At 63.0% G+C, this 24,959-nt stretch carries 25 protein-coding genes; 15 read left to right on the top strand and 10 right to left on the bottom strand.

Translation table 11 applies throughout. The features are described from left to right. Nucleotides 1-41 precede the first annotated feature (41 nt). Nucleotides 42-728, bottom strand: a complete 687-nt coding sequence (locus tag RA19_RS15530; RefSeq protein ID WP_039164198.1) for a response regulator transcription factor — start codon at nucleotides 726-728, stop codon at nucleotides 42-44. 173 nt (nucleotides 729-901) lie between these two features. Between RA19_RS15530 and ribA the strand changes: the two genes are divergently transcribed. After that, nucleotides 902-1,990, top strand: a complete 1,089-nt coding sequence (ribA, locus tag RA19_RS15525) for a GTP cyclohydrolase II (RefSeq protein ID WP_039164197.1) — start codon at nucleotides 902-904, stop codon at nucleotides 1,988-1,990. After that, a complete protein-coding gene (locus RA19_RS15520) occupies nucleotides 1,987-2,499 on the top strand; it encodes a L,D-transpeptidase family protein (protein ID WP_241479078.1) in 513 nt (170 codons plus the stop codon). Before ribA ends, RA19_RS15520 begins: the two co-directional genes overlap by 4 nt. 54 nt (nucleotides 2,500-2,553) lie before the next feature. Here the strand turns inward: RA19_RS15520 and RA19_RS15515 are convergent, their stop codons facing one another. Together RA19_RS15515 and RA19_RS15510 are read right to left on the bottom strand one after the other, a co-directional pair. Next, nucleotides 2,554-3,204 (bottom strand): YggS family pyridoxal phosphate-dependent enzyme, encoded by a 651-nt coding sequence (locus RA19_RS15515; protein WP_039164196.1) that lies wholly within the window; start codon nucleotides 3,202-3,204, stop codon nucleotides 2,554-2,556. Nucleotides 3,205-3,327: 123 nt separating this feature from the next. After that, nucleotides 3,328-4,365 carry a porin gene (locus RA19_RS15510; RefSeq protein WP_039164193.1) on the bottom strand — a complete coding sequence of 346 codons (1,038 nt, stop codon included), beginning with the start codon at nucleotides 4,363-4,365 and terminating at the stop codon, nucleotides 3,328-3,330. Between the two features lie 309 nt (nucleotides 4,366-4,674). Here RA19_RS15510 and RA19_RS15505 point away from each other — a divergent pair, with 309 nt between their 5' ends. From RA19_RS15505 to RA19_RS15485, 5 genes are all read left to right on the top strand, one after another. Then, entirely contained in the window at nucleotides 4,675-5,163 is a 489-nt protein-coding gene (locus RA19_RS15505) for a DUF3576 domain-containing protein (RefSeq protein WP_039164191.1), read from the top strand. A gap of 88 nt (nucleotides 5,164-5,251) precedes the next feature. Then, the gene (leuS, locus tag RA19_RS15500) at nucleotides 5,252-7,816 is read left to right on the top strand and encodes a leucine--tRNA ligase (protein ID WP_039164189.1); all 2,565 of its coding nucleotides are present in this window, start codon (nucleotides 5,252-5,254) and stop codon (nucleotides 7,814-7,816) included. Then, nucleotides 7,803-8,318 (top strand): LPS assembly lipoprotein LptE, encoded by a 516-nt coding sequence (lptE, locus tag RA19_RS15495; protein WP_039164188.1) that lies wholly within the window; start codon nucleotides 7,803-7,805, stop codon nucleotides 8,316-8,318. The genes leuS and lptE overlap by 14 nt, the downstream gene beginning before the upstream one ends. Further along, nucleotides 8,315-9,343 carry a DNA polymerase III subunit delta gene (gene holA / locus RA19_RS15490; RefSeq protein WP_039164187.1) on the top strand — a complete coding sequence of 343 codons (1,029 nt, stop codon included), beginning with the start codon at nucleotides 8,315-8,317 and terminating at the stop codon, nucleotides 9,341-9,343. Before lptE ends, holA begins: the two co-directional genes overlap by 4 nt. A 70-nt stretch (nucleotides 9,344-9,413) precedes the next feature. Further along, nucleotides 9,414-10,004, top strand: a complete 591-nt coding sequence (locus RA19_RS15485; protein WP_039164185.1) for a glutathione S-transferase family protein — start codon at nucleotides 9,414-9,416, stop codon at nucleotides 10,002-10,004. Here the strand turns inward: RA19_RS15485 and RA19_RS15480 are convergent. Next, nucleotides 9,977-11,176: a TIGR03862 family flavoprotein gene (locus RA19_RS15480; RefSeq protein ID WP_039164183.1), complete on the bottom strand. Its 1,200-nt coding sequence runs from the start codon at nucleotides 11,174-11,176 to the stop codon at nucleotides 9,977-9,979. The genes RA19_RS15485 and RA19_RS15480 overlap by 28 nt on opposite strands. Nucleotides 11,177-11,244: 68 nt before the next feature. Between RA19_RS15480 and RA19_RS15475 the strand changes: the two genes are divergently transcribed. Beyond that, nucleotides 11,245-11,538, top strand: a complete 294-nt coding sequence (locus RA19_RS15475; RefSeq protein WP_039164181.1) for a hypothetical protein — start codon at nucleotides 11,245-11,247, stop codon at nucleotides 11,536-11,538. Here RA19_RS15475 and RA19_RS15470 read toward each other — a convergent pair. From RA19_RS15470 to RA19_RS15460, 3 genes are read right to left on the bottom strand one after another with little or no spacing between them, the layout of a single operon-like run. Then, nucleotides 11,535-12,221: a VOC family protein gene (locus RA19_RS15470; RefSeq protein WP_039164391.1), complete on the bottom strand. Its 687-nt coding sequence runs from the start codon at nucleotides 12,219-12,221 to the stop codon at nucleotides 11,535-11,537. The two genes, RA19_RS15475 and RA19_RS15470, sit on opposite strands and share 4 nt — an antisense overlap. Beyond that, nucleotides 12,218-12,829: an enoyl-CoA hydratase/isomerase family protein gene (locus RA19_RS15465; protein ID WP_039164179.1), complete on the bottom strand. Its 612-nt coding sequence runs from the start codon at nucleotides 12,827-12,829 to the stop codon at nucleotides 12,218-12,220. Before RA19_RS15465 ends, RA19_RS15470 begins: the two co-directional genes overlap by 4 nt. Then, nucleotides 12,826-13,575, bottom strand: a complete 750-nt coding sequence (locus RA19_RS15460) for an SDR family oxidoreductase (protein ID WP_039164177.1) — start codon at nucleotides 13,573-13,575, stop codon at nucleotides 12,826-12,828. Before RA19_RS15460 ends, RA19_RS15465 begins: the two co-directional genes overlap by 4 nt. A 135-nt stretch (nucleotides 13,576-13,710) precedes the next feature. Here RA19_RS15460 and RA19_RS15455 point away from each other — a divergent pair, with 135 nt between their 5' ends. The 5 genes from RA19_RS15455 to lpxK all read left to right on the top strand — a co-directional run bounded on the left by RA19_RS15455 (nucleotide 13,711) and on the right by lpxK (nucleotide 19,776). Beyond that, nucleotides 13,711-15,234, top strand: coding sequence for a DUF2125 domain-containing protein (locus tag RA19_RS15455; protein ID WP_039164175.1), 1,524 nt, complete (start codon nucleotides 13,711-13,713; stop codon nucleotides 15,232-15,234). A 122-nt stretch (nucleotides 15,235-15,356) separates the two neighbouring features. After that, nucleotides 15,357-16,703 (top strand): TldD/PmbA family protein, encoded by a 1,347-nt coding sequence (locus RA19_RS15450; protein ID WP_039164173.1) that lies wholly within the window; start codon nucleotides 15,357-15,359, stop codon nucleotides 16,701-16,703. Further along, the gene (locus RA19_RS15445; protein ID WP_039164170.1) at nucleotides 16,690-17,493 is read left to right on the top strand and encodes an inositol monophosphatase family protein; all 804 of its coding nucleotides are present in this window, start codon (nucleotides 16,690-16,692) and stop codon (nucleotides 17,491-17,493) included. Before RA19_RS15450 ends, RA19_RS15445 begins: the two co-directional genes overlap by 14 nt. A 101-nt stretch (nucleotides 17,494-17,594) precedes the next feature. Continuing rightward, nucleotides 17,595-18,788 carry a 3-deoxy-D-manno-octulosonic acid transferase gene (locus tag RA19_RS15440; protein WP_039164168.1) on the top strand — a complete coding sequence of 398 codons (1,194 nt, stop codon included), beginning with the start codon at nucleotides 17,595-17,597 and terminating at the stop codon, nucleotides 18,786-18,788. Next, nucleotides 18,775-19,776, top strand: a complete 1,002-nt coding sequence (gene lpxK / locus RA19_RS15435; protein WP_039164166.1) for a tetraacyldisaccharide 4'-kinase — start codon at nucleotides 18,775-18,777, stop codon at nucleotides 19,774-19,776. The genes RA19_RS15440 and lpxK overlap by 14 nt, the downstream gene beginning before the upstream one ends. A gap of 80 nt (nucleotides 19,777-19,856) precedes the next feature. On the opposite strand, the gene RA19_RS15430 is transcribed toward lpxK, so the two are convergent. Then, nucleotides 19,857-20,528, bottom strand: a complete 672-nt coding sequence (locus tag RA19_RS15430; protein ID WP_039164164.1) for a DsbA family protein — start codon at nucleotides 20,526-20,528, stop codon at nucleotides 19,857-19,859. Further along, complete coding sequence (locus RA19_RS15425) at nucleotides 20,525-21,052, bottom strand: DUF721 domain-containing protein (RefSeq protein WP_039164163.1); 528 nt, start codon at nucleotides 21,050-21,052, stop codon at nucleotides 20,525-20,527. Before RA19_RS15425 ends, RA19_RS15430 begins: the two co-directional genes overlap by 4 nt. Nucleotides 21,053-21,136: 84 nt before the next feature. On the opposite strand from RA19_RS15425, the gene mutY reads away from it, so the two are divergent. After that, on the top strand, nucleotides 21,137-22,201 hold the full coding sequence (gene mutY / locus RA19_RS15420) for an A/G-specific adenine glycosylase (protein WP_039164162.1): 1,065 nt from the start codon (nucleotides 21,137-21,139) through the stop codon (nucleotides 22,199-22,201). 85 nt (nucleotides 22,202-22,286) lie between these two features. Further along, the gene (locus tag RA19_RS15415; RefSeq protein WP_039164160.1) at nucleotides 22,287-23,420 is read left to right on the top strand and encodes an alkane 1-monooxygenase; all 1,134 of its coding nucleotides are present in this window, start codon (nucleotides 22,287-22,289) and stop codon (nucleotides 23,418-23,420) included. A gap of 3 nt (nucleotides 23,421-23,423) precedes the next feature. Here RA19_RS15415 and RA19_RS15410 read toward each other — a convergent pair whose 3' ends face one another. Next, on the bottom strand, nucleotides 23,424-24,815 hold the full coding sequence (locus RA19_RS15410) for an adenylate/guanylate cyclase domain-containing protein (protein ID WP_039164158.1): 1,392 nt from the start codon (nucleotides 24,813-24,815) through the stop codon (nucleotides 23,424-23,426). Between the last annotated feature and the right edge of the window lie 144 nt (nucleotides 24,816-24,959).

Genomic DNA, 24,959 nt, shown 5'->3' with positions numbered 1-24,959 from the left:
CCTTGGGTGCCTCTTTGATCTGCGTCAACTGCCCTAATAGCTCAGGCAACCAGACGGTATCCGCCTGATTCCGTCACCAGCAGGCGCGCATTCGACGGATCGGGCTCGATCTTCTGCCGCAGGCGGTAGATATGGGTTTCCAGCGTATGGGTAGTGACGCCCGCATTATAACCCCAGACCTCATGCAGCAGCACATCGCGCGGCACCACGCCATCGCTGGAGCGGTAGAGGAACTTGAGGATATTGGTTTCCTTCTCGGTCAGCCGGATCTTGCGGTCATCTTCGGTGATCAAGAGCTTCATAGAAGGTTTGAAAGTATACGGCCCCAGCGCAAAGACTGCGTCTTCGGACTGCTCGTGCTGGCGCAGCTGGGCGCGGATACGGGCCAGAAGAACCGGGAATTTAAACGGTTTGGAGACATAATCATTGGCCCCGGCGTCCAAGCCCAGAATGGTGTCCGCATCGCTGTCATGGCCGGTCAGCATCAGGATCGGCGCCTTCACTCCCTGCTTGCGCATCAGGCGGCACAGCTCGCGGCCATCGGTATCCGGCAGGCCGACATCCAGGATAATCAGGTCATAGAGGGCTTCCTTGGCGCGCTCCATGGCGCTCTGACCGTTCTCGGCTTCAAACACATCGAAGTCTTCGGTCATCACCAGCTGCTCGCTCAAGGCCTCGCGCAGGTCCTCATCGTCATCAACCAGCAGAATTTTCTTCAGTTGCGCCATCGGCTCGCCCTCCTGTTCTCTGGACCACACATGCGTATCCTTCACGCTGCCGGCAAGATTTGCTGCAAAACTCTCACGCCGACGTGTCCATGGCATGGAAAATGTTTCACATCCGTTGCATTTAAGCGTAAAGACAGCGAGCCTTTGTTACAAAATAACAGCGGAATCCCCGTATGAGCCTGATGCCCACGATGATCGAATTGCTGGCCCGTGCCCGGGTCGATCTGCGCATGGGGCTGCCAGTGGTGCTGACCGATGGCCCGGATGCAGCACTGGCGATCAGCGTGGAGGCGCTGAGCACGGCGCGCCTCGCAGATATGCGGGCCCTGGGCGGCTTGTCTCTGGCGCTGACCGCACGGCGGGCGGAAACGCTGAAGGCCCGGGTCTATGACGAAGACATCGCCCGCATCGAGGTTCCCGCCTCAGAGGGGTTGCAGTGGATCCAGGCGCTGGCCGATCCTGCGGACGATCTCAACACGCCGATGAAGGGCCCGCTTTCCAGCCTGCGAGGCGGTTCCGCCAATCTGCACCGGCTGGCCATCGCCCTGGTGAAATCCGCCCGGTTGCTGCCGGCTGCCGCTCTTGTGCCCATCAGCGATGCGGCCGGTTTTGCCGCGGCTCACGGCCTCACCACCCTTTCGCGGCTTGCTGCTGAACCTTTACTCAGCGAAAGCTCCCCGCTGCATCCGGTTGCCGCGGCCCGGTTGCCGATGGATGCAGCCGAGGCTGGGCGGCTGCATATCTATCGCCCGGAAGATGGTGCTGAAGAACATTATGCAGTGGAAATCGGCCGACCTGACCGCTCCAAACCGGTGCTGGCACGGCTGCACTCCGCCTGTTTCACCGGCGACGTGCTTGGCTCCTTAAAATGCGATTGCGGCCCGCAGCTGCGCGGAGCGCTGGCGCAGATGGGCGAAGAGGGCGCGGGCGTGCTGCTCTACTTGAACCAAGAGGGCCGCGGGATCGGCCTGGCGAATAAAATGCGGGCCTATTCCTTGCAGGATCAGGGGTTTGACACCGTCGAAGCCAATCACCGGCTGGGCTTTGAGGATGACGAACGCGATTTCCGTCTCGGCGCTGCCATTTTGCAGAAGATGGGCTTTTCGCAAGTCCGGCTGCTGACCAACAACCCCAACAAGATCGCAATGATGGAGAAAACCGGCATTACGGTGGCGGAGCGGGTGGCACTGAAGGTTGGGGAAAACGCCCACAACCAGCATTACCTGGCGACCAAGGCGCGCAAGTCCGGGCATATGCTGTGACTTTGCCGGCCGATCTGGTCCTGACACCACGCGGTGTCCGCTTTTTGGGACGGGTGCTGCCCTGCAGCATCGGCAAAGGCGGCTTGACCTCCGCCAAACGCGAAGGCGACGGCGCAACTCCCATCGGCGTGCATAGAATTGCCGGAATGTTCTACCGCCCCGACCGGCTGCCTGCTCCGGCAGCGTGGGCCAAGCCGGCCGGGCCCGGCGATCTATGGTCCGACGATACAGAAGACAGCTGCTACAACCAGCATGTGCGGACGCCCTATGGCTTTAGTCACGAAAAGCTGCGCCGGGCCGATCCCTTGTATGATCTTGTCCTGATCATGGATTGGAACTGGCCGGATGCGCTTCCCGGGAAAGGCTCGGCAATCTTCATCCACCAATGGCGGCGCCCCGGTTATCCCACCGAGGGCTGTATCGCTTTTTCCCGCGCGGATCTCCACTGGCTGGCTGCCCGTATACAGCCCGGCACACGGGTCATTGTACCTCCCCTGGCCCGCTGGTAACGCAACCAAGACTTCTCAAAAGTCTTGGCGATAGATTTCGAAAACTTTTGCGCTTCAATAGGTCCGGGCGCCAAAAATTGCGGAGCCGATCCGTACATGGGTGGCACCCAGCGCAATCGCCTTCTCGAAATCGCCGCTCATGCCCATCGACAGGCCTTGCAGCCCGTTGCGTTCTGCGATCTTGGCCAGCAGTGCAAAATGCAGGCTGGCCTCCTCTTCCACTGGCGGGATGCACATCAGTCCTTTGACCGGGAGATCCAAGCCGCGGCATTCGGCAATGAACGCATCCGCATCCGCCGGCAATACGCCTGCCTTCTGCTCTTCCTCGCCGGTGTTCACCTGGACAAACAGCTCCGGGCACTTGCCCAATTCCTGCGCCAGCCGCGCCAGCGTTTTGGCCAGCTTAGGCCGGTCAACCGAATGGATGCTGTCAAACAGCTCCATCGCCTGGCGTGCCTTGTTGGTCTGCAAGGGGCCGATCAAGTGGAGGTCGACTCCCTCGAACTGCTCTGAAAACCCCGGCCATTTGCCAGCCGCTTCCTGCACCTTGTTCTCGCCAAAGCAGCGGTGGCCTTGCTGCAGCACTGCCTCGATCCGCTCGTTCGGCTGCACCTTGGACACGGCAATCAGTTGCACACTGCCGACTGCGCGGCCTGCATTCTGTTCAGCCTTGGCAATCCGGGATGTAATCTCTGCAAGCGGCATGGGGTACGGCCTCATCTCTGTTTGGCCGCAAAAAACACTGTTTACCGGCAAATGTTAAGCCACAAAAGAAAAGGGCGGGCCCCGAAGGAACCCGCCCCGAATTCACGCTAGGCGTGCTTCAGCTTAGAAGCTGAAGTGCAGACCTGCCTGAACGGAGTTGGAATCGTCGTCAGCACCGTTGTCAACGAGGCCAGCAACGAAGGTCACACCACCACCCAGGTCGTACTCGTAGTTGATGCCGAAGGCGGTGCCGTCGGTCACACCGTCCTGAATGCCAGCGGTCACCGGGTCGGTGTCAATGTTATTGGAGTCGGTGTTGCTCACCCACGCAACGATGGTCGAAGCTGCGCCGATTTCGGCTTCACCTACCAGGGTCACGCCGTCTGCTTGCTCGGTCTGAGCGTACTGCAGGGTTGCGCCGAACTGACCGAAGTCTGCGCCAGCAGCGAAGAACATCAGATCGTCATTCAGATCAACGGTGGCACCGCCGGTGGTTACGCCGGTCGCACCATTGCTGGAGGACTGATATGCACCGGTTACGAAGTAGTCACCGAAGGAGTAGTTCAGCATGATTGCGGTACGCTCTTCACCGTTTGCGTCGGTGGAGGTGCCGGCAGTGCCGTTCTGCTGCGAGTAGGAGATGTGGCCGGTGAAGCCGCCAGCGGAGTAGATGGCTTCGATGCCGCCGCGGCCAACGCCAGCGGAGGTGAAGGTGTCAAAGCCAGCGCCTTTGATGGCCAGGGAGTTGAAGCCCATGCCGTCGATGCCGGTGCCAACCGAAGTGGTGTTCAGGTACAGGCCCGGTGCGGAGTCGATCGCGCCCCAGATGTTGCCAACGTTCACACGCAGGCCGCCGTAAGCGACGTGGAACTGCGGGCTGGAGAAAGTGGCTGCGCCCTGAGCGCCGTCACGGTTTTCTGCCTGAGCGCGGATGCGGCCACCAACGGTCACGCCACCATCGGTTTCGGTCGACACGTCGAAGGTCAGACGGAAACGGCTGGTGATGTTGGTTGACGAAGTGTTGTCCAGGTTACCGGCAACGTCATTGGCTTCGTTCCAGTCCAGACCAAAACGGCCGTAGCCGGAGATGTTGACGCCTTCTGCCGCGGCCATGCCTGCGGTGGCGATCAGCGCGGTGGTCGCGAAGAGAACCTTTTTCATAGTTTTTCCCTCGGTTTTCTAATCCTAGCCCAAACCGGGGAATCCGGCGTGGGTATGCCAAGGGGTTTCGCTCTTTCGCCCCCGTTTTGGCAAGGCTTGGGAAAGTCAGGCGAAACGATGCGCCACGGGATGGTGCAGCTTTGCCACAGTCTGCGCGCTCTGCCCCCAAGACTCAGCTTGATGCAGCGCCGGCTGCCGGCCCATTTTAGAGGAAACGCCCTTTAGGACAGGAGTATAAGGGCCAAAGCCCTTGCTCCGCCGGCGCGGCTTGCGGTAGGTGTTCGCCCAGAAATGGCTCCGGGAGCGGTTATGAATTACGGAAAGACCCTGCGGGTAACTTTGATCGGCGCGATCTGCCTCAGCCTTGCAGCTTGCGGCAGCAGCAGGCGGGACGGCAAAGCGCCTGCCAGCACAGCGCGCACAATCAGTCATAAAGAAGAGATTCAAGGCGCCGCGACCAAGTCCTCGGTCTTTGACTTTCTGAATGCCAAGCCGGATCAGACTGTTCAGGTAAACCGGTATCTGTGGTCAGCCAGTCTGGACGTTCTGAGTTTTCTTCCAGTGCAATCCGTTGACCCTTTCACCGGGGTGATTGTCACCGGCTATGGAACGCCCCCGGGCGGCGGCCGCTCTTACCGGGCCACGATTCACATCAAGGATCCGGCATTGGATGCGCGTTCATTGAATGTTGCGCTGCAATCCAAGGGCGGACCGGTCGGCAGCAGCACCACCCGCGCGGTCGAGGATGCGATTCTCTCCCGTGCCCGGCAACTGCGCATCGCGGATAAAGGCTTCTGACCTGCTGCCCTCTGGAAACACCAGCAAAACCCCATTATCAGAAGCGCCGGGCCCATAGCCCGGCGTTTTCATGCAAAGGACCGCTCTGATGTCGCGTTACTCCGCCACGGAAATCGAAGCAAAATGGCAGGAAGCCTGGGATAAAGCCGGGATTTTCCAGGCCAAGCGCACTGGCGACAAGCCGAAATACTATGTGCTGGAGATGTTCCCTTACCCGTCAGGCAAGCTGCACATGGGCCATGTGCGCAACTACACTATGGGCGACGTGATCGCGCGCTACAAGCTGTCCACGGGCCATAACGTGTTGCACCCAATGGGTTTTGACGCCTTCGGCATGCCCGCGGAAAACGCCGCTATGGCTTCGGGCGGGCACCCGAAGGACTGGACCTATTCGAACATCGACACCATGGTCGAGCAGATGAAGCCGCTGGGCCTGTCGCTGGACTGGTCCCGCATGTTCGCCACCTGCGACCCGGAGTATTACGGCCAGCAGCAGGCGCTGTTCCTCGACTTCCTGGAAAAGGGCCTGGTCTACCGTAAGAACGCGGTGGTGAACTGGGACCCGGTCGACATGACCGTGCTGGCCAACGAGCAGGTCGAAAACGGCCGCGGCTGGCGCTCCGGCGCGCTGGTCGAGCGGCGCGAGCTGACGCAATGGTTCTTCAAGATCTCGGATATGTCCGAGGAGCTGCTGTCGGCCCTGGACACCCTGGAGAACTGGCCCGCCAAGGTCCGCCTGATGCAGGAAAACTGGATCGGCAAGTCGCGCGGGCTGCAGTTCTCGTTTGAACGCACCGATGGCGGCGAGGCGATTGAGGTCTACACCACCCGCCCCGACACGCTGATGGGCGCATCTTTTGTCGGCATTTCGCCCGACCACCCGATTGCCAAGGCGCTGGAGGCCGAATCGGAAGAGGTTGCGGCGTTTGTTGCCGAATGCCGCAAGGGCGGCACCACCGAGGAAGCCATCGAAACTGCCGAAAAGCTGGGCTATGACACCGGCATCCGGGTGAAACACCCGCTGAACCCGGAATGGGAGCTGCCGGTCTGGATCGCCAACTTCATCCTGATGGACTACGGCACCGGCGCGATTTTTGCCTGCCCGGCGCACGACCAGCGCGACCTCGACTTCTGTCGCAAGTACAGCCTGCCGGTGATCGACACCTTCTTTGCGCTGGACAATGATTCTCCGGTGGCAAACGAAGCCTTTGTGCCGCCGAAGACCGAGAAAGTGCGCTGGGTCGATCACTTTGCCGGGCTGACCGAAGCCACCGGCGAGGAAGCCATCAACGCCACTGTCGATTTTGCGGAAACGGCAGGCTGGGGCCAGGGCGTCACCAAATACCGCCTGCGCGACTGGGGGCTTTCCCGCCAGCGCTACTGGGGCTGCCCGATTCCCGTGGTCCACTGCGAAGACTGCGGCGTGGTGCCGGAGAAGAAAGAGAACCTGCCGATCGCCCTGCCCTATGATGAAGATGGCAAAGCCATCGACTTCTCGGTGCCAGGCAACCCGCTCGACCGCCACCCGAGCTGGCGCAACTGCGCCTGCCCGTCTTGCGGCAAGCCTGCGCAGCGCGAAACCGACACCATGGACACCTTCGTCGATTCGTCCTGGTACTTTGCCCGATTCACCGCCCCGCGCGCCGAAACCCCGACCAACATGGCCGAGGCCGAATACTGGATGAACGTCGACCAGTATATCGGCGGCATCGAACATGCGATTCTGCACCTGCTCTATTCGCGCTTCTTTGCCCGCGCGATGCAGATCTGCGGCCACCTGCCCCAGAAATCGGCAGAACCCTTCGACGCACTGTTCACGCAAGGCATGGTGACCCATGCGATCTACAAGACCACCGGCGACAACCACCGCCCGGTCTACCACTACCCCGAGGAAGTGGAGCTGCGCGACGGCAAGGGCTTCCTGAAGGACGGCACCGAGGTGGAGATCATCCCGTCGGCCAAGATGTCCAAGTCCAAGAACAACGTGGTGGACCCGCTGCACATCATCTCGTCCTTCGGCGCCGACACCGCGCGCTGGTTCGTTCTGTCCGATTCGCCGCCCGAGCGCGATGTGGAATGGACCGCGGCCGGGGCCGAAGCCGCCTATAAACACCTGACCCGGGTCTGGAACCTCTGCGACCGGATTGGCGAGATGGATCCGGAAGCGGCAGGCCAGGGCGACGAGGATCTGCTGCGCGAGATGCACAAATGCATCCGCGACGTGACCCTGGGTGTCGATTCCTTTGGCTTCAATGCGGCAATTGCCAAGCTTTACGCCTTCACCAACACGCTCGCCAAATCCAAGGCCAGCGCCAAGGTGCAGAAACAGGCGATCATGACCCTGGCCCAGCTGATGGCGCCGATGACCCCGCACCTGGCCGAAGATATCTGGAGCCATCAGGGCGGCGAAGGCCTGGTCGCCACCGCGCCCTGGCCAGTTGCGGATGAAGCGATGCTGGTCGAAAACACCGTCACCCTGCCGATCCAGATCAATGGCAAGCGCCGCGGCGAGATCGAAGTCGCCAAGGATCTGGACAAGGCAGAGGTTGAAAAACTCGCTCTGGCGCACGAAGCTGTGCAAAAGGCGCTGAATGGCGGAGCGCCGAAAAAGGTGATCGTGGTGCCGGGCCGGATTGTGAATGTCGTTGCTTAACCCCAAAGCCATGCTGCTGGCCCTGCCCCTGCTGGCAGCGGCCTGCGGCTTTACCCCGGTTTACGCTCCTGGCGGCACCGGCTCTGTCTTGCATGGCCGGATCGAAGTGCAAGCCCCGGAAGAGATCAAGAATGCCCGCGGCACCGACGCCTTTTTCCTGGTGAGGAACCTGGAGCAGCGCCTGGGCCGCGGCGGCAGCGCCGCCTACAAGCTCGACCTGTCCCTCCGTACCAAGGAAGAAGGGCAGGCGATCACCGTAGACAACGAGATCACCCGCTATTCGGTGATCGGCACAGCGGATTACTCCCTGACCCGTCTGTCGGATGGCAAGGTTGCTTCCAGCGGCACGGTGCAGAATTTCACCGGCTACTCCGCCACCGGCTCCACCGTCGAAACCCTTGCAGGCGAGCGCGATGCACGGGAACGCCTGATGGTGATTCTCGCCGATCAGATCACCGCACAGATCCTGGCAACCGCGGATCTCTCCGCACCGGCCGAATGAAGCTCTCCCCGCGCGACGCGGAAGGCTATTTTGCCAAGCCCGACCCGGGCAAGACCGGCATCCTGATCTATGGCGCCGACGCTATGCGGGTGTCGCTGAAGCGGCAGCAGGTGCTGGCTGCCCTGCTCGGCCCCGGCGCTGAAGAGGAAATGCGTCTTAGCCGGATGCCTGGCGGCGATCTGCGCAAGGACCCAGCGCAGCTGCTGGACGCCGTGAAGGCTGTGGGCTTCTTCCCTGGTGTCCGCGCGGTCTTTGTCGAAGGCGCCAATGATACTGCCACCCCGGCCATCTCCGCGGCGCTGGAAGAATGGCAGCCTGGCGATGCGCAAATCGTGGTCACGGCAGGCCAGCTCAAAGCCTCTTCGAAACTGCGCAAGGCCTTTGAAGGCCACAACAATGCCTATGCGGTCGGGATCTATGACGACCCGCCCTCGCGTGCCGAGATCGAACGCATCCTGGGCGAGGCCGGCATCCGCGACGTCCCCGGCGACAGCATGTCAGCGCTGACTGATATCGCCAATGACATCGGCCCCGGGGACTTCTCCCGGATGATCGAAAAGCTGGCGCTGTATAAGCACGGCGACAGCAGCCCGCTGGCGCTGGACGACATCGGCGCCGTTGCCCCGCAATCGACCGAGGCCGCACTGGATGACGTGCTGAACGTGGTGGCCGAAGGCCGCAGCGCCGAGATCGGTCCGCTGATCCGGCGTTTGCAGGCGCAGGGTACCAATGCGGTGACGCTGTGCATCGGTGCTACCCGGCATTTCCGCACCCTTTACACCATCGCTGCCGCCCCCGGCGGCCCGGCGCAAGGCATCGGCCAGCTGCGCCCTCCGCTTTACGGCAAACGCCGGGACCGGATGCTGCGGCAGGCGCAGAACTGGGGTGCTAACCGGCTGGAAACCGCGCTGACGATCATCACCGACACCGACCTGGCCCTGCGCTCGGCCGGACAGACTGCGCCCGCGCTGGCGCTGATGGAGCGCGCCCTGATCCGTCTCGCGATGCTGAGCCGCGCCCGCTGACCCCGCGTTCCCCGCCTTGATCCCCTCCCCTGAGCGGCCCATCTTAGCTGCACACAACAGGAGAGAAACGATGTATACGGTCACCGGCATCCCGCTCACCCGCACCTTCAGGGTGCTTTGGGCGCTTGAAGAGCTTGGCGAACCTTATGAGCTGCTCCAGCACGGCCCCCGCAGCCCGGAAGTCCAGGCGCTGAATGTCTCGGGCAAGGTGCCGGTGCTGCAGGCCGAAGGCGAAACCATCACCGATTCGACCGCCATCCTCACCTATCTGGCCGACAAACACGGAGCGCTGACGGCCCCCGCCGGCACTGTGGCCCGCGCCAAGCAGGACGCGATGACCCATCTGCTGCTGGACGAGGTCGACGCCGTCCTCTGGGCCGCCGCCCGTCACAGCTTCATCCTGCCCGAGGACCAGCGGGTGCCAGAGGTGAAAGGCAGCCTGAAGTGGGAGTTTGCCCATAACCTGGCACGGCTGGAAGGCAAAATGGCCGGCCCCTTCCTGATGGGCGAGGAATTCACCATTGCCGACATCATCTGCACCCATTGCCTGAACTGGGCGCGCAGCGCCAAGTTCCCGGTCGAGGGCGAGAAAATCCAGGACTACGGCAGGCGGATGCGCGCGCGCGAGGCGTTTCAGCGGGTGGCCGCACTCGCCAAATAATCCGCAGCCGCCCGCCCGGCCCAGCGCCCGGTCGCCAGGCAGGCGGTCAGAAGGTAGCCTCCCGTAGGCGCCTCCCAGTCCAGCATCTCACCGGCGCAGAATGTGCCGGGGAGCTGCTTCAGCATCAGCCCATTGTTCAGTGCATTACGGCACACGCCGCCCGCTGTGGAAATCGCTTCATCCATCGGGCGCAGACCTGCGTGTTTCACCGGCAGCGCCTTAATTAGCTGAGCCAGTGCTTCTGGTTCATGCGGCAAGGGGCGACCAAACTCCTGAAGCAGCGCGGTTCGCGCGGCGCCGAGTTTCAGCACTTTGCGCAGGTGGTTGGAGAAACTCGCCTTGCCGCGCGGGCGGGACAGGCGGCGGATGAGCTCTACCTCTTCCAGATCCGGCAGCAGATCTATCTTCAGGTCCGATCCGTCCCGGACCGCCGCACATACCGAGTATATTCCTCCTCCTTCCAGGCCGCGTTCCGAAATCACCGCCTCCCCTCGCGAAGACAGACTCCCGGCCTGCAGTGCACTGCCCTTCAATGGCTGCCCGAAATGCGTCTTCATGTGGTTGGACCACTCCACCAGAAGCCCCGCATTGGCAGGTCTAAATGGTTCAGTTTGCACTGCTTTTTCCTGCAACAGCAGTGCCCAGGCCCCGTCCGATCCCAAACGCGCCCAGCTCGCGCCGCCCAGCGCCAGAATTACCGCCCCGGCCTCAATCCCTTGCAGCCCCTGCGGCGTGTCAAAAGCCAGCGCCTCATCATCCCAGCCGGTCCAGCGCCAGCGGGTGCGGACTTCGGCACCGTATCCTTCCAACCGCGCCAGCCAGGCGCGCAGCAGCGGCGACGCTTTCATCGCCTTAGGAAACACCCGGCCAGTGGAACCGATGAACAGCTCAGAACCCAGCCCCTGCGCCCAGTCTTGCACGGCTTGCGCGTCAAAGGCGCGGATCATCGGCGCCAGCCAATCCGCCGCCTCGCCATACTGCGTGATCAGCTGTTCAAACGGCTCATCCTTGGTCAGGTTCAGTCCGGACTTGCCCGCCATCAGGAATTTGCGCGCAACTGACGGCTTGGCATCCAGCACTAGAACGCGGTGCCCAGCGCGGCCCAGCTCCTCGGTCGCCATCAGCCCGGCCGGACCTGCGCCGATCACCACTGCATCCCATGCCTCTGCCATGCCATCCCCTTGCCAGCTCCAGCCGCCAGCGTGTCTATTCACTGCACCAAACCTAAAGAGGCCCGTGCATGTCTGATCCGGTCTGCCCGCTTTGCGGCCGCCCCATTCCTGAGGGCGCCCCGCAAAGCCTGCACCATCTGATCCCAAAACTGAAAGGAGGCAAGGGCGGGCCGGTGGTTCTGCTGCATGACATCTGCCACCGCGAGATCCATGCCACGCTGACCGAGGCGGAGCTGGCGCGCGACTACAGCACGCCCGAGGCGCTGAGGGCGCATCCGCGGCTGGCCAAGTTCATCACCTGGGTGCAGAAACGACCGCCGGAGTTCCGCTCCCGTGTGCCTGGCAAACGGCGCAAGCACTAGGTGATCTCCAACCCCCGAAACGCCGGACTGTCCCGCAGCTTAGTCCCGGCGATGTGCTGGAATTCCAGCGTGGTATAGGGGCGGCGCCACAGCCATTCGCGGTTTGCGACGGCCTGCAGATCCGGATCCGGCGGCACTTCATCTGTGTACGCCAGAAAGTGCAAATCGAACCCGAATTCGGAGACATCCTGCACCGACAGCAGTTTCATGTCCGCATGTGCCGCCAACTCAGCCGCAATATCCCCGGTCCGCAGGGTAATCTGCCCGACATGCGCGCCGCCGCCCAGCGGCAGCGACGCATCGCCGGCGCCCTCGGGCCGGTTGCCGAGAAAGTCATGCTGCAGCAGTTCGATGGCAAAGCCCTCAGGGTCGTGCAGATGCGCCATATAGCCGATGTCGCGGAATTGATGCGGAGCTGAGACCTCCACCCCTTTCTGCCGCAGCTGTTCGCAGGCAATGTCCAGATCGGGCAGGCAGATGCCAATCTTCCAATAACGTTCATTCCGGGAGTGCGCGGCCCGCGAGCCGCCAGACAGCAGGATCAGATCCGCATCCTCCCCCGCGTAACCGGCACGCCAGGCCCCGCCCTCTGCCTGCACGTTCATGCCAAACACATCGGCATAGAAGCGGGCTAGGTTCTCGGGGTTCTCAACTTGCAGCCGGACACCGGACAGCCGTTTCACCGGCACATCTCCAGGATACCGGCAGCGATTTCCGGCTTGGCCTCCAGCGAATGGGCCAGCAGGTCATGTGCTGTTTCCACCAAGGCCTCCGGCTCGACGATCCGGTCCACCAGCCCGTAGTCATAGGCCTCTTGCGCGGTGATCTTCTGGCCTGCCGCCAGGACCATCTTGGTCCGGGCTGGCCCGATCAATGCCGCCATGCGTTTGGCGTCCGAAGGCTGCGGCAGGAAGCCAAGCTTCATCACCGGGTAGAAGAATTTGGCCGACGGCACCGCGATGCGGATGTCGCAGGCCAGCGCCATGCCGTTGGCGCCGCCTGCCAAGGTACCGTTCAGTGCTGCCACCTTCAGGCAGGGCACCGCGGCTAAGGCATTTGACAGCCGCTCCCACACCGGCGAGATGGCGAGACCTGCGCGCGCCTCATCCAGGTCGGCCCCGGCGCTGAACACCTTGCCGGCGCCGGTCAGGATCAGCCCACGGGCCTCCCCGGCGCGCTCGGCAATCTCCGCCAGTTCGGTCAGCATCGCCTCTGTCAGCGAGTTGGCCTTGTCCGGGCGGTTGATGGTCACAGTCCAGAGGCCGTTTTCTGCGATCTCCAGTTCGATCATACCAGCCCCACCCGCTGGCGGATGCTGTCCTCGCGCAGGGAAACTTCGTGGCCTACGTAATCGTCCGCTTCGTCGGTGCACATCCACATCAGCGCGCGCGCCGGCCATTCGGCGGGGATATGGTCTTCCCATTCCAACTCGCTCACCGGGTTGATGCCGCTGGCCTTGATCTCCCGCTGCATCTGCGTGGCCACGGTTCCCGGTGACAGGCCCATGGCGCGGATGCCATTGCCGCGCTCCTCCAGATCCAGGGCAGAAGTCAGCATCGCCGCGCCCGCCTTGGACGAGCAATAGGCGCTCCACCCCTCCAGCGGCCGGTGTGCCGCGCCGGAGCTCACAGTGATAATGGTGCCGCCGCCCGCAGGCTTCATCAAAGGCAATGCGGCGCGCATGCCATTGAACACGCCCTTGAGGTTGATATCGATCAGGTTGCCCCAATCATCGGGCTGCGCCTCTGACAGGCGGGCGATCGGTTCAATCACGCCGGCATTGTTGATCAGGATGTCCAGGCCGCCGAATTCCTGATGCGCCTTGGCCAGCGCAGCCTCGACCGCAGCGTAGTCAGACACATCACAGGCAAAGGTCAGCACTTTTCCGCCGATCTCCTCTGCCAGCGCCTGCAAGGCCTCCGCACTCCTTGCCAGCAAGGCCAGATTGGCCCCGGCGGCGGCAAACACCCGGGCCGCATCGGCGCCGATACCGCGGCTGGCCCCTGTAATTGCAACTGTTTTTCCGTTGAAATCCATTCCCGCTGCCTCCAAGTGGCTGATAACCCATGTGGTAATGCGGTTAGGGGGAACGGTCCAGCCCAAGGCCCCCTTGACGGCACAGCCCACGGGGCAGACCATGTATTCAATTCGCTTACAGGGAAAGGTTCTCTTATGTCCGTATTTCTTGCCCGCGGCGGTGCCGCCGCGGCTGTTGTTGTTATTTCCGCCCAAGGCGCCCTGGCCGACGTCAGCGCCCAGGATGTTTGGGCCGACTGGAAAGCCTATCTGACCAGCACCGGCTATTCCGTTTCCGGCAATGAATCCGTATCCGGCAGCACCCTGACCGTTACTGATGTGTCGATGGTCATGCCAATCCCCGAGGAAGACGGCTCCGGCACCGTAAGCTTCCCGGAAATCCAGTTTGTTGAGAACGGCGACGGCACCGTCAACGTGCTGCTGCCTGCGGAATTCCCGATGGGGTTTGATTTTTCCGGCGATGGCGAGAGCTTCTCGGGCAAGCTGATCTATGCCCATGACGGCAGCCCGATGACTGTCTCCGGCGACGCCGAAAACATGACCTACGGCTACAGCTCCTCCAAGGTGACCATGACGCTGGACGCGCTGACTGCGGATGGCGAAGCGATCCCTGCGGATGTGGCAAAAGTTCTGATCGTCATGAATGACGTGGCGACGCAAACCGATATGAAGATTGCGGACGCGCGCAGCTATGACCAGACGCTGACGGCCTCCAGCCTGACCTATGACATGGGGTTCAACGATCCTGAAAGCGACGACAAGGGTGCCTTTAAGGGCGCGCTGCAGGGGCTGAGCTTCAGCGGCACCAGCACCGTGCCGACCGGCCTGGAAGGCCCGGACATGCAAGCCCTGCTGGCAGCCGGGTTTGCCTTTGACGGCACCTTCACCTTTACCGGCGGCAACGGTTCGGTCTCAGGCGTCGACGGGCGCGACAACTTTGCCATGGAAAGCAGCTCGCAGGGCGGTTCGATCGCGGTTGCGATGAACAAGCAGAACCTGACCTATGACGTCTCGCAGACCGGCACCAATGTGACCATTTCCGGCTCCGAAATCCCCTTCCCGCTGGCGCTCAGCATGGCCGAGACCGGCTTCAAGCTGATGATGCCGCTGGCCAAATCCGACGAAGAGCAGGACTTTGCCCTGGGCATCACCCTGCGCGACTTTGCGGTTCCGGAGATGCTCTGGGGCATGGTCGACCCAACCGGTCAGCTGCCGCATGATCCGGCCACTGTGATCCTGGACCTGGCTGGCAAGGGCAAGGTGCTGTTTGATCTGTTTGACCCGGAAGCCATGGTCGCAGTGGAATCCGGCGACGAGCAGCCGGGCGAGCTGAACGCGCTGACCGTCAAGCAGCTGCAGGTTTCCGCCGCGGGCGCCGAACTGACCGGTACCGGCGATTTCACCTTCAACAACGAAGACCTGGTGAGCTTTGACGGCATGCCGGCACCGTCGGGCGCGGCCAACCTCAAGCTGGTCGGCGCAAATGCTCTGATCGACAAACTGATCGGCATGGGCCTGATGAGCGACAGCGACGCCATGGGCGCGCGGATGATGATGGGCATGCTGGCTGTGCCGGGCGAAGGCGAAGACACGCTGACCTCGAAAATCGAGATCTCCGAGGATGGCCAGATCCACGCCAACGGACAGCGCATAAAATAACCATCAAATCCCGGACAGGTTGTGCAAAGGGGCTGCTTCAGGCGGCCCCTTTTTTGCGGCCTGCTCTTGCGGCAAGGCCTTTGTCTGGATAGCTCTGATAGGGAGCAGAACAGAAGGTGCCCATGACCCAGTCCCCCGAAGCGCTTTGCCACGCCCTGATTGATGCCGCCCGCAAGGCCGGCGCGGATGCCGCCGATGCCATGGCTGCCGAGGGCAGTTCCCTCAGCATCGAAGTGCGCGAGGGCAAGCTGGAGCATGCGGAGCGGTCCGAGGGCACCGATCTGGGCCTGCGGGTGTTTGTGGGCAAACGGCAAGCGCTGGTGTCTTCCTCAGACATGCGTCCGGAGACAATCGCAGCAATGGCCGAACGCGCCGTTGCGATGGCCAAGGAAGCGCCCGAAGACCCTTATACCGGCCTTGCCGATCCATCGCAGCTGGCCCAGGGTTGGGACTTGGCTTCGCTGGAGCTGGAGGACCCCAGCGGCGAGCCGGAACCGGCGGCACTGCAGGCAGATGCTCTGGCGGCCGAGGCTGCTTGCCAGGAGATCGACGGCATCACCCAGGTGCAGTCCGCAGGCGCCGGCTACGGACGCCATATAGTGCATCTGGCCGCCACCAACGGATTCTCCGGCGGCTACCAGCGGACCGGCCGGTCGCTGTCGGCCACCGGAATCGCAGGCACCGGCACCGGCATGGAACGCGACCACGACGGCGACTCGCGCACGTTCCAGGCCGACCTGCGCAGTGCTCAGGACATTGGCCGCACCGCAGGCGAGCGCGCGGTGGCGCGGCTCGGGGCTCGCAAGCCCAAGACCGGCAGCTTCCCGGTGCTGTTCGACGAACGCATTTCCTCGTCGCTGATCGGCCATCTGCTGTCAGCGGCCAATGGCGCCGCAATTGCACGCGGCTCCTCCTGGCTGAAGGATTCGCTGGGCCAGAAAGTGCTGCCCGAAACGCTTTCGGTGATTGAGGACCCGCACCGCCCGCGCATTTCCGGCTCGCGCCCGTTTGACGGTGAAGGCCTGGCGACCCGCAAGCGCACCGTGGTGGACAACGGCGTGCTGACCGGCTGGACGCTAGACCTGGCATCCGCCCGCAAGCTGGGGCTGGAAAGCACCGGCAACGCCGCCCGCGGCATCGGCGGGGTGCCCTCGCCCTCAACCTGGAACATCGCGCTGACCCAGGGCGGGGCCAGCCGCGAGGACTTGATTGCGCAAATGGGCACCGGCCTCTTGGTCACCTCGATGATCGGCTCCACCATCAACCCGAACACCGGAGATTATTCCCGCGGCGCCTCGGGTTTCTGGGTGGAAAACGGCGAGATCGCCTATCCAGTCAACGAATGCACCATCGCGGGCAACCTGCGCGAAATGCTGCGCCGGATTGTGCCAGCCAATGACGCCCGCACGCATCTGTCCACTGTGGTTCCGTCGCTGCTGGTCGAAGGGATGACCCTTGCCGGCAACTGACCTTTCCCTGCTTGTGAAAGCGGCGGAACTGGCCGGAGACATCGCTTGCCGCTACACCGGGCCCGAGGCCAAACGCTGGGACAAGCCCGGCGGTGCCGGTCCGGTGACCGAAGCGGACCTAGCCGTGAATGCCATGCTGGAAGACATGCTGCCCAAGGCGCGGCCTGGATACGGCTGGCTGTCTGAGGAAACCGAAGACAGCGAGGCGCGGCTGTCCTGCGAGCGCGTGTTTATCATCGACCCGATCGACGGCACCCGCAGCTTTGCCGAAGGCTCCCGCACCTGGGCACATTCCTTTGCCGTCGCGGAACAGGGCGAGGTGACGGCTGCAGTGATCTACCTTCCGCAGCGCGAGCTGATGTATACCGCTGCCAAGGGCCGGGGCGCTGCCTGCAACGGCACGCCTATTCATGTGTCCACGGACACCGAACTGGCAAGCGCCGAGGTGCTGGCAGCCAAACCCAACCTGCAGGCCCATCACTGGCTGAACGGCACCCCGCCGGAGTTCATCCGCAGCTACCGGCCGTCGCTGGCCTACCGCCTGGCCAAGGTCGCGGACGGCCGCTTCGGCGCCATGCTGACCCTGCGTCCCAGCTGGGAGTGGGACATTGCAGCTGGCGATCTGCTGATCCGCGAGGCAGGCGGCGCCATCACTGACCGGACCGCCAGCCTCTTGCGCTTCAACAATCCCCATCCGCGGCTGAACGGTGTGGTTGCAGGCAACAGCACCTTGCACCAGGCTCTGATGGCAAGGCTGGACCCGGACAGCCCCGGCATCGCTGGACATTGAATGCGCCCGGCCTTAAGCCCGGCTCCAGTCAGACGTAAAGTTTTCACAGACAAACCCGCATGTTGCAGATACCTTGGGCCGGAAAATTCAGATCGAACCAGATGCAACGGCGACCCACAGCTCCCAGCCGCTCCTCCGTGCTGCAGCCCCGCCCCAAGGGCGAGCTGCTGTGGGTGCACGCGACCACGCCTGAACGCTATCTGGCGCTCTGCGACATCGGCCGCCGCCTGAAAAGCCTGCGCCCGGATCTCTCGGTGCTGGCCAGCTGGGAACCCGGGCTGCGGCTGACCGGCACAGTGGGCTGTGATATTCCTATTGGCCCGCTGGCCGAAGACACCGCAAGCGAAGCCCGCGCATTCCTGGATCACTGGCAGCCTGATGCCTGCATCTGGACCGGCACACCCTCACGCCGGGTGATGCTGAAGCAGCTGCGCGACCGGAAAACCGGCGTGCTGCTGGCCGACCTGCTGGAGAATGAAGTTCCGAACCGCGCCAGCCGCTGGCTGCCCGACCAGCGAAGGCGCCTGCTGGACGGGCTGACTTGCATTCTCACCCCGTCCAAGGCGGTGCAGGCGAGACTGGTCCGGGCAGGGTTCCCGGCCGAGCGGGTCGAACTGGCCGGCAAGCTGCGGGTCTCTGCCATTCCGCCCGGCTGCAATGACGATGAACTGGCGGCAATGCAGCAGTCTCTGGGCAGCCGCCCGGTCTGGCTGGCGGCCCATGCCAAACTCAGCGAGCTGCCGGAAATCCTGGAGACGCACCGGACCGCCTTGCGGCTTCTGCACCGGCTGCTCCTGGTGATTGCCCTGGATGATCCCAAGGACCTGGACGCTGCCGCCAATTTGCTGCAGGAGAGCGGCCTGCCCTTTGCCGACTGGGAAAACGGCGATGAGCCCGAGGATCTGACACAGGTGCTGCTAACTGGCGGCGAAGACCTCGGCCTCTGGTACCGGCTTTCGCCCGTGGCGCTGCTGGCCAGCAGTCTGGATCCGGCCTCCCAGGGGCAATCGCCGCTGGATGCTGCCGCGCTCGGCTCTGCCCTGCTGCACGGGCCCGGCATCCATGCCCACCGCGAGCTGTATGAGCGGCTGACCAATGCCGGCGCCGCTCAGCCGGTACGCACGCAAGCCGACATGGCCGACGCCGTCGTTGCTCTTTCCGCTCCCGACAAGGCCGCCGAGATGGCCCTGGCCGGCTGGCAGAGCGTCACCGAAAGCGCTGCTACTGCCGATACTCTGTTGGAAAAGGTCCAAACCCTTCTGGATCAGCGCGAGGACACACATGCGGGCTCCTGATTTCTGGCACAAGCCGCCCGGCTCCTTTGATCTGCGGGCGGCTTTGCTGGCGCCGCTGGGCTGGGCCTACGGACGAGCCACTGCATCGCGGCTGGCCAAGGGTAATCCCGCAAAGCCCGGGGTGCCGGTAATTTGCGTGGGCAACCTGAATGCAGGCGGCACCGGCAAGACACCCACCGTGATTTGGCTGCTGGAAACCCTGCGCAACCTCGGCCATGAACCGCATGTGGTGACCCGCGGTTACGGCGGCACGCTGGAAGGGCCGGTTCAGGTCATTCCCGGGCAGCACAAGGCTGCGCAGACCGGCGACGAGCCGCTGCTTTTGGCCGCCTTTGCCGAAGTCTGGGTAGCCAAGGACCGCGCAGCAGGCGCCCGCGCTGCAGCCGCAGACGGGGCCACGGTGATTGTGCTGGACGATGGTTTCCAGAACCCCGCAGTAGCCAAGGACCTGTCGCTGATCGTGGTGGATGCACTGCACGGTTTCGGCAATGGCCGCTGCCTGCCCGCCGGCCCCTTACGGGAACCCGTTGCAACCGGACTGAAGCGCGCCGATGCTGTGCTGTCGCTGGGGCCTGAGCCCGCGCAGAACGCCTTTACATCGGCTTGGGGAAGCCAGCTGCAAGGCCTGCCCCATTTCACCGGCGTGCTGGAACCGCTGCAGACCGGCATGCCCTGGAACGGCACCCGGGTGCTGGCCTTTGCAGGCATCGGCCACCCGCAGAAGTTCTTCAACACCCTTCGCGGCCTTGGCGCCGACATTGCCCGGGCCGAGGCCTTGGACGATCATCAGCCGCTGACCAGCGCGTTGCTGAACCGGCTGGAAAACGAAGCCAAACTTCTGAACGCGCAGCTGGTCACCACCGAAAAAGATGCCGTCCGCCTGCCAGACAGCTTCCGCCCCAAGGTGATCACCCTGCCAGTAAGATTGCAGATCGCCAGAGATGAGGCCTTGAAAGATCTGCTGAAGAAAACCGCGCCTGCGCCGTGATTCTGCTTGGCATTTGATGTGCAAAACAAAAAAGAGCCCGGGCATTCGACCCGGGCTCTTCGTTTGACGGTTAAATCTGCTCAGCCTTCCAGTTCAGCGTCCAGCAGCTTTTTGAAGTCCGCGTAAGACTGGTTGGAAACCTTCTCGCCGTTCAGGATGAAGGACGGGGTTGCCTCGATGCCGTGCTCGGTGGCGTTTTCCTGATACCAGGTCACCAGGGTCTGCGCCTTGGTGCCGTCCTGCAGGCAGGCTTCCAGCTGCTCGTTCTCGATGCCGGCCAGGCGGCCGATCTTACGCAGCTCGTCGACAATTGCGGAGGCATCGCCAGCCCGCGCCCAATCCGACTGGCCCTTGTAGATCAAGTCGGAAATGCCAAAGAACTTATCGGTGCCGCCGCAGCGCGCGATCATCGACGCCCACAGGCCGTAACGGTCGAAATAGACCTCGCGGTAGATGAACTTCACCTTGCCGGTGTCGATGTAATCTTCCTTCAACTGCTTGAAGGTGTTGTTGTGGAAGTTGGCGCAATGCGGGCAGGTGTAGGAAGCGTATTCGATCAGTGTGACCGGCGCATCCTCGGCCCCCAGGGTCATCTCGGTGATGGTGGAGGTGTCCACTTCGGCTTCCTGCGCAAAGGCGGCGCCGACCAGCGGGTTCTGCGGCAGATTGCTCTGGCTGTTGAAGCCTGAGAGGGCATAACCGCCCGCAACAACCGCAACCGCGGCAAAGACACCAGACATGAGACGGGTCATTTGAACCCCTTTCCTTGCGTTTTCTGTTTTGTCAGCACATTGCGCCCCAGACGCTCCAGGGCGGCGCGCAAATCGTCGTTTTCCACCCCTTGTGCTGCCTTGCTGGCCTCCGCAGCATCCTGCGGGTCTGGCTGAAGCGGAGCTTGCACTTTGGGGGCATACTTGAATTCCACGCGGCCGCCGGAAAATCCCGTCGGTGCCGTTTGCGTGATCCGCACCTTGGAGATGGCATTGAAGCCATAGACCGCATTTACCCGCTCGCGCAGGCGTTCCTTTTGCATTTCGAGCATTGGCGCATTGGCCCCGGTCGTCAGCACCGTCAGCGTAGCGCCAAAGGAACCGCGCCCGTAACCCACGTTCACCGGCCGCGCCATTGCGGCGATATCCGGCCCGGCGATCTCTTCCCAATGGGTGAGCAGGCGCGATACCGCGAATCCCCGGCTTTCCCCCGCCTTGCGGATCTGCTCGCTGAGGAGCTTGGAGGTCCGGGAAAACCCGCGTGTGGTGCTTCGCCTGAATGCCATGATCTAGCTTTTGCTCGACTGCGTACCCTATTGTAAAGAGCCCGGGTACAGGCGCCAGCCTAACCGCAAGCCAAGGAATAACGAATGCGTGACTTGAACAGCGATTCCGCCGCGATGAGCGGAGACCTGCTTGCCTGGTACGACGTGCATGCCCGTGCGATGCCCTGGCGGATCGGCCCGGCGGAGCGCACGGCCGGCGCGCGCCCCGATCCCTATAAGGTCTGGCTCAGCGAGGTGATGCTGCAGCAGACCACGGTGGCCGCCGTCAAGGAGTATTTCCTGCGCTTCACCAGCCGCTGGCCAACGGTGCTGGACCTGGCGGCGGCGGAAGACGCCGACGTGATGAGCGAATGGGCCGGACTTGGCTACTACGCCCGCGCCCGCAACCTGCTGAAATGCGCGCGCGTTGTTGCCGAAGACTTCGGCGGCAGCTTCCCGGATACCTATGACGGCCTTCTGAAACTGCCCGGCATCGGCCCCTATACTGCCGCCGCCATTTCCTCCATCGCCTTCGACCGGCCGGAAACCGTACTCGACGGAAATGTCGAACGGGTCATGTCGCGAATCCACGACATCCACGAACCGCTACCCGGCGTGAAACCTGTCCTCAAGGACCGCGCAGCCGAGCTGACCCCGGCACAGCGTCCCGGCGACTACGCTCAGGCAGTGATGGACCTGGGCGCCACCATCTGCACCCCCCGCAACCCGGCCTGCGGCATTTGCCCCTGGCGCGCCCCTTGCGCGGCGCGTGTTGCAGGAACAGCTGCAGAATTGCCCAAGAAGACGCCCAAAAAACCAAAGCCGACGCGGTACGGCATCGTTTACCTGGCAAAATCGGCGGATGAGACCTGGCTGCTGGAGCGCCGCCCGGACAAGGGCCTCTTGGGCGGCATGCTCGGCTGGCCCGGTTCGGAGTGGAATGACGACCCGGCCCCGAACCCGCCGTTTGAGGCCGACTGGCAGGATCTGGGCGGCGAAGTCCGCCATACCTTCACCCATTTCCACCTCATTCTGCAGGTGACGACGGCAGAACTGCCTGCGGGTTTCAACCCGACTGAAGATCAGGAGCTGATCCCGCGCCACAGCTTCCAGCCCTCCAGCCTGCCCACTGTGATGCGCAAGGCTTTCGATCTTCACAAAGGCAGCTGACTGCCCCCGTGCTCCTATTGGGTTTTTAAGCGTTAGGGCATAGGGTCGGCGCAAACGCGCGCTGACTGATTTGGGAGACACAGGCATGATTGCCCCCGAAACCCTTGCCCGCTGGCAAAGCGCCCTGCCGTTCTGGATGTCCTTCCTGCTGCTGCCGCTGGCGTGGATCGCTGCGCTGCAGGGCGGCTGGGCCCTGATCCTGCCGCCGCTGGTAACCTGGCATCTGTTTGCCGTGCTGGACGGGATGTTCGGTCTCAACCTGGAAAATGCCGACCCCGAAACCCCTGACAGCGTCCTTAAATGGTACAAGCTGCTGACCGCTGCCTGGGTGCCGCTGCAGTTCGTGACGCTGTTTGTCCTGATCTGGTACGTAAGCGGCGCAGACCACCTGAACGGCTTTGAGAAGTTCGCCGTGTTCTTTGGTGTCGGCGTCATCACCGGTGCCGTAGGCATCAACTACAGCCATGAGCTGATGCACCAATCCAGCCGGGTTGAGCGCTGGCTGGGGGATATTCTGCTGGCCATGGTGCTTTATTCGCACTTCCGCTCTGAACACCTGCTGGTGCATCACCGCTATGTCGGCACCCCGCGCGACCCGGTGACTGCGCGCTATAACGAGGGCTTCCACCGCTTCTACCCGCGGGTGCTGCGGCAATGCTGGCACTCTGCCTTCCGGGCGGAGAAAGAGAAGCTGGCCAAGAAAAACCGCCCATGGACGGATCTGTCGAACCCGTTTTTCCGCTATTGGGCGCTGCAAGGCGCCATGCTGCTGCTGGCACTGCTGCTGGGCGGCGTGACGGGCGTGCTGCTGTTCCTGGTGCAGGCCGGCGTCGCCATCTGGCAGCTGGAGCTGGTCAATTATGTGGAACACTACGGGCTGACCCGCAAACATCTGGGCGACGGCAAGTATGAGCCGGTGCAGCCGCGCCATTCGTGGAACGCGGCGCATAAGGCGTCGAACTGGCTGCTGATCAACCTGCAGCGCCACTCGGACCACCACTACAAGCCCAACCGCCGCTTTCCGCTGCTGCAGAACTATACCGAGGCGGACGCGCCACAGCTTCCCTACGGCTATCCGGTGATGACAGTTGCCGCGATGATCCCGCCCTTGTGGCGCCGGGTGATGAACCCGCGGGTGCGGCGCTGGCGGCAGGCCTATTACCCGGAAATCACCGACTGGCACCCCTACAACAAGGCGCTGAACCCGCAGCCGCGCTGACCCTTAACCCCAGGTAAGAACCGTCATCGGCGTATCCAGCCCGCGCACCTCCTGACCCGGTTGCCGGGCCGCGCCTTCCAGCAGATCCGTGCCAGCGCGTTCAGCACGCACCTGGTCAGCCAAAGCTTCGCTGACGGCGATGCGGGTCTGCAGCGGGCGGGTCAGCTTCTCCAGCCGTGAAGCAATGTTCACCGCCATGCCCAGCACAGCATATTCCAGCCGGTTGGCGCCAATGTCTCCCAGCAGCGCCTCGCCATAGTGGATGCCGATCCCGGCGCGGATCTCCGGCAGGCCGCGGCGGGCGCGTTCCGTGTTCCATTTAGCCAGCGAGGCTTGCATCGCCTGGGCGCAGGCCAGCGCGTTAGTGGCGTCCTGCTCGCCAGCCACAGGCGTGCCAAAGGTCGCCATCAGCCCGTCGCCCAGGTACTTATCCAGCGTGCCGTGATGGCGGAACACCTCGCGCTCCATCCGGCCGTGGAACTCGCGCAGCAGATCAATGACGTCATGCGGGTCCTGCTCGGCCGACAGCCGGGTAAAGCCGACGATATCGATAAACAGAACCGCCACGTTCTCGCTGCGCACCTGCTTCAGCGGCTCGTCATTCTGCGACAGCTGGTCCACCACGTTGGGAGAAAAATAGCGCGACAGGTTGGCCCGCTCCCGCTCCAGGCTGGCGTTGCTCCTCAGCAGCCCGTTGAAGCGGCGCACCGAAAACCCAAGGGTCACCGCCACCAGGACAAAGACCACCGCCTCCTGTACCCGGAGCTGGACACCGAAATCATTAGGATCAAAGAACTCCGCCAGCTGCGCATCAAAAGCAAAGGCGTTGTCCGCCGCTTCGCTAAGCCCGGGGAACGGGCTGGAGAACCACCAAGCCAGCGCCAGCCCGCCCAGCCACATGGTTGCCCCCCAGGTTCCAATCGCAATCACCGTGCGCCAGGAATAGGCCATGGTGCCGGCCGCAAGGATGACAAAGAAGTACTGAAAATTGTCGAAGCGGTACTGCATCGCTACCGGCATATCGTGGCTGCCAAACGGGTTCGGCACAACCATCCCGAAGGTCATGATCAGTAGATCTAGGAAGATCAGGAACAGTTCCAGCTTGGAGCGCCCGACCTTGCCCGCCCGGCTGATGAACCAGCCGTTGAGGCATAACAGGGCAAGGATGCCGTGGTAATAGACCATCTCCCAGGCCGGGTTGAGAAAGATGATGAACACGCCGATGACCGGCATCGCGATCCAGCGCGCCCGCACCGCCAGCTGCAGCCCGCGCCGCTTGTGAGCCTCCAGCGCGGCTTCGGCAAAGCGGGTTTCCGCTTCAGAAGCCTGGCTCTGGCTGCCGTTGTTTGTTTCCGTTGCAGCCCGTCCGCCCGGTGCTAGCGCTGTCTCGGTCATGAAAGATCCCTTTCCGCCACTGGCAGCCACGGTTCCCCTTGCAGATAGTGGTCCTGCAGCAATCAGGGAATAGCGCATCCTGGTATAAATGCGCAAAAAACCCCGCCTTCTACAGGCGGGGCAAGGTGTGCGCCTGTGCATCAA

This window comes from Leisingera sp. ANG-M1, from assembly GCF_000813745.1.
Lineage (GTDB): Bacteria > Pseudomonadota > Alphaproteobacteria > Rhodobacterales > Rhodobacteraceae > Leisingera.
This window is presented reverse-complemented; position numbering and strand designations above follow the sequence as displayed.